The organism is Henriciella sp., assembly GCF_049649345.1.
Lineage (GTDB): Bacteria > Pseudomonadota > Alphaproteobacteria > Caulobacterales > Hyphomonadaceae > Henriciella.
This window is the reverse complement of the sequence record NZ_JBARZC010000476.1, coordinates 1-3,593: the sequence shown is the minus strand read 5'-3', so window position 1 is coordinate 3,593 and position 3,593 is coordinate 1. Positions and strand designations below refer to the sequence as shown.

The following is a 3,593-nucleotide window of genomic DNA, read 5'->3' as shown; positions in this document are numbered from 1 at the left end:
CCCGAAGACATTACATCAACTTGCGCCGATAATGCGTTGGCTCTATTTCATAAAGTTTCGGCCTAGATGTCGGCCCCTGGACGGTTCACCTTTCTCGGCACCGGCTCTTCTGGCGGGGTGCCGCGAGTGGGAAACGACTGGGGCATCTGCGACCCGGCGAACCCTAAAAACCGGCGAAGGCGCTGCTCGGCACTGGTCGATGTCGGCGATCTGGCCGCGCCGGAGGAATGCACGCGAATCCTGATCGATTCCTCGCCCGATCTCAGGGAGCAGCTCCTCGACGCGGAAGTCTCGCACCTCGACGCGCTGGTATACACTCATGATCACGCCGATCAAAGCCATGGCATCGATGACGTCCGCGCGCTCGCGCTTCGCATGCGCAAGCAGATCCCGGCCTTTCTCAATGCCGAGACGGCCGAAACGCTGACACAGCGGTTCGCATATTGTTTCGAGGGGAAGGGGGGCTATCCGCCCATACTCGACAGGCAAGCTGCCATAGAGGCCGGCAAATCGTTCACGATCAAAGGCTGCGGACCAGATGTGGAATTTCTACCGGTCGACCAGCTGCATGGACGAATCCACAGCCTCGGCTTCAGGATGGGTTCGCTTGCTTACTGTAATGACCTGCATGACTTTGCGCCGGAGAGCTTCGACCTCCTCGAAGGGCTGGACGTTCTTATCCTCGACGCACTCCGCCACACGCCGCATCCAAGCCACGCCCATCTGGAGAGGACGCTGGGCTGGATTGACCGGCTTGCGCCCAACGAGGCCTACCTGACCAATCTTCACGTCGACATGGATTATGACGCACTCATGCGGGAACTACCGGCGCATATCAGGCCGGCCTATGACGGTCTGGCGCTTGATTTCTCGCCATATCCGCAACCCTAATTTCCCATAATATTGATTATGCAATCTTTGTCTTGATCCTGGATCGCTCCTCTTGCGGAGCGGCCCGGTCATTCAAAGTCGCCCACAAACCCGCCTTATGGCCCGTGAGTTGACCACAACTTCCCGGAGCTCGCGCCGTGGAGATTTGTAAACCGGCCGTTAAGCTGTAGACGTCCTCGCAGATGCACGACCAGCCAAGGCCCGACATGACCCCTCCCCCCTCTTCCTCCGAATTCGAACGCCTGAGAGAGATCATGCGGCGCCTGCGCGACCCGGACGGCGGATGCCCATGGGACCTCGAACAGGACTTCAGCACAATCGCGCCCTATACGATCGAGGAAGCCTATGAGGTCGCTGATGCGATCGATCGCGGCGACTATGAAGACCTTCGCGACGAGCTTGGCGATCTACTTCTCCAGGTCATCTTTCACAGTCAGATAGCCTCCGAAAAAGGCCTGTTCACGGTCGAGGACGTTGCCCGCTCGATCAATGAAAAGATGATCCGCAGACACCCACACGTTTTCCAGCAGGCAGATGGACGTTCGTCTAACGGCCAGACGGCAGCCTGGGAGGACATCAAGGCAAAGGAACGCGCCAGCAAAGGCGGTCACGCCTCAGCGCTCGACGGCGTCGCCAAGGCCCTTCCTGCGCTCCTGCGCGCTGAAAAGCTTCAGAAACGGGCCGCGCGCACGGGTTTTGACTGGGTTGAGCCTGTTCAGATTCTCGACAAGCTCGCCGAGGAAACCGAAGAGGTAAAAGAGGCGATCTCCGGCGGAGATATAGACGACATTGAAGACGAGATCGGCGATCTTCTGTTCGTTGCGGCAAACCTCGCGCGGCGGTTCAAGCTCGATCCCGAAATCGCGCTTAAAAGGGCCAACGCCAAGTTTGAACGCCGCTTCCGGGCGATGGAACAGCTGGCTGAGGCAAAAGGATCAAATTTCACAGATCTCACCCTTGAGGAGCAGGATGGGCTCTGGGGCGAAGTCAAGCGCGGGGAACGTTCCTGATGCTGGCGCTTCAGGGATTGGACCCCGGCGCCGACGGGATGAATTCTTCGTCCCCCATGGGCGGCGCCGGCGGGGTGAGATTCGGGTCGGTCGGCAGGCTCTCCGGAATCGACGTGTCTGCCGGGTTCTCGAAAATCCGTCTCAGAATGCCGGGCGTGACGGCAGACAGCGGATTGATCGTCACCTGCGCCTTGTCCAGCGTCCCGCGCACTGAATAGGTCAGCGAGAAAATCCCTTCGCCCTCGCGGCCGACGAAAAGGTCGCCGATAATCGGCACACCGCCCAGCATGGAATTGACCCCGAAACTCGGCACGAGCACGCCGCTAATGCGGATCTCATTGCTCGCCTGCTCGAACCAGCCATTGAGCGTCAGCCCCAAAGCCGGTCCGTTGGCTCGCGCGCCCTCGACGATGAACCGGTCTCCCGCAATCGTCACTGGCACTTCGATATTGGTGAACAGGACGCCTTCGCCGCTCAACGTGTCTGCCAGCCCGCGCAAGGAGGCCAGAGACAAGACCTGCGTCAGAAATGGCGCTTCGCGCATACGCACGTCGCTGAGCGACAGATTGAGCTTGGCAGGTTCATTTCCCCGCGCCAGCCGGCCCGACAGGCTGAGCCGGCCGCCAGACAGGAAATCCTGACCGAGCATGCCCCTCATGAAGAAGCCCGCATCGTCGCTGTTCAACTGAAGGGTCGCCGCCTCTTCGACGCTTGGGCCGATATAGACCGCCTCCATCGTGTCGGCGCCGTCCCCGATGGCGCCTCTTGCTGCGACTTCTCGCACACCGGTCCGGGAGCCTGTGAAATCGAGGCGCGCCTGGCGAAGGTCGAGGCCCTCACGCAATCGCAGTGTTTCGAGCTCGGCGTCAAGTTCGAGCGGGAAGGCAAATCCACCGCCGCCGCCAACCGCACCAAAATCGCCGAAGAATGCGCTGGCATCCAGGAAGGCCCCGCTCAGCCGGCTTTCAAACCCATCCTCTGCGTTACGAGTGATTTCGCCGGACACATCGAGAAAGTCCTCAAGATAGGCTTCGCGCACGATCAGGCTCTGCAGCTGTCCAGCTTCTGCAAGTTCCACATCGCCGTCGAAACGGGCATTCTCGCTGTTGAAGACAAAGGTCGAAGCCGACATTTCGTTTTTCGCATCGAAGGACAGCGTTGCACGAGCAGGCTGTCCGGACGGTTTGATCCAGCCCACCTCGGAAACATCGATCCGGCTCTGCTGCAGCTCGAAACCGATCTCGACTGTCTCAACGCCATCGGCGGCGACGAGCGCCTGCAGCTCCACTGGAATGTCGCCGCTGACATAAGCACGACCAACAAAGCCGAACCGGTTCAGAAAGTCCGGCGAGATAAAGGCGCTCGCCGACAGATTGGCGGGGGCCCCTTCATCATTCAGGTCATCGCGCCAGGTGAACTGGACCGGAGCCGGTCCAACATCGCCAAATCCTGTCAGGATGAGGTTATTGTCGGTCAGCTGCACATCCACTTCGGCGTGGACCAGGTCGAGCCCCGGAAGCGCATCCTTCAGCCCGCCATCCGAGATCGTGCCCGAAACCGTGATCTCCATCTCTTCCAGAGGCACGTCATCGAGGGCCGGCCTGAACATCTCGAACGTCATCTCGGCGTCGCCTGAAACGCGTTCAGGGTCAAAGCCTGTCTTGGCTTCCAGCTGCAATCTCGATTCAGAGA

Annotated in this window: 3 protein-coding genes; 2 read left to right on the top strand and 1 reads right to left on the bottom strand. The window is 60.0% G+C overall.

Translation table 11 applies throughout. The features are described 5' to 3' along the window. Positions 1-126: 126 nt before the first annotated feature. Positions 127-891, top strand: a complete 765-nt coding sequence (locus WA989_RS13200) for an MBL fold metallo-hydrolase (protein ID WP_424340955.1) — start codon at positions 127-129, stop codon at positions 889-891. A 206-nt stretch (positions 892-1,097) separates the two neighbouring features. Continuing rightward, entirely contained in the window at positions 1,098-1,901 is an 804-nt protein-coding gene (gene mazG / locus WA989_RS13195) for a nucleoside triphosphate pyrophosphohydrolase (protein ID WP_424340954.1), read from the top strand. Positions 1,902-1,911: 10 nt separating this feature from the next. On the opposite strand, the gene WA989_RS13190 is transcribed toward mazG, so the two are convergent. Then, positions 1,912-3,593 (bottom strand): AsmA-like C-terminal region-containing protein (locus WA989_RS13190; protein WP_424340953.1); only part of this gene is annotated, 1,682 nt, incomplete at its 5' end.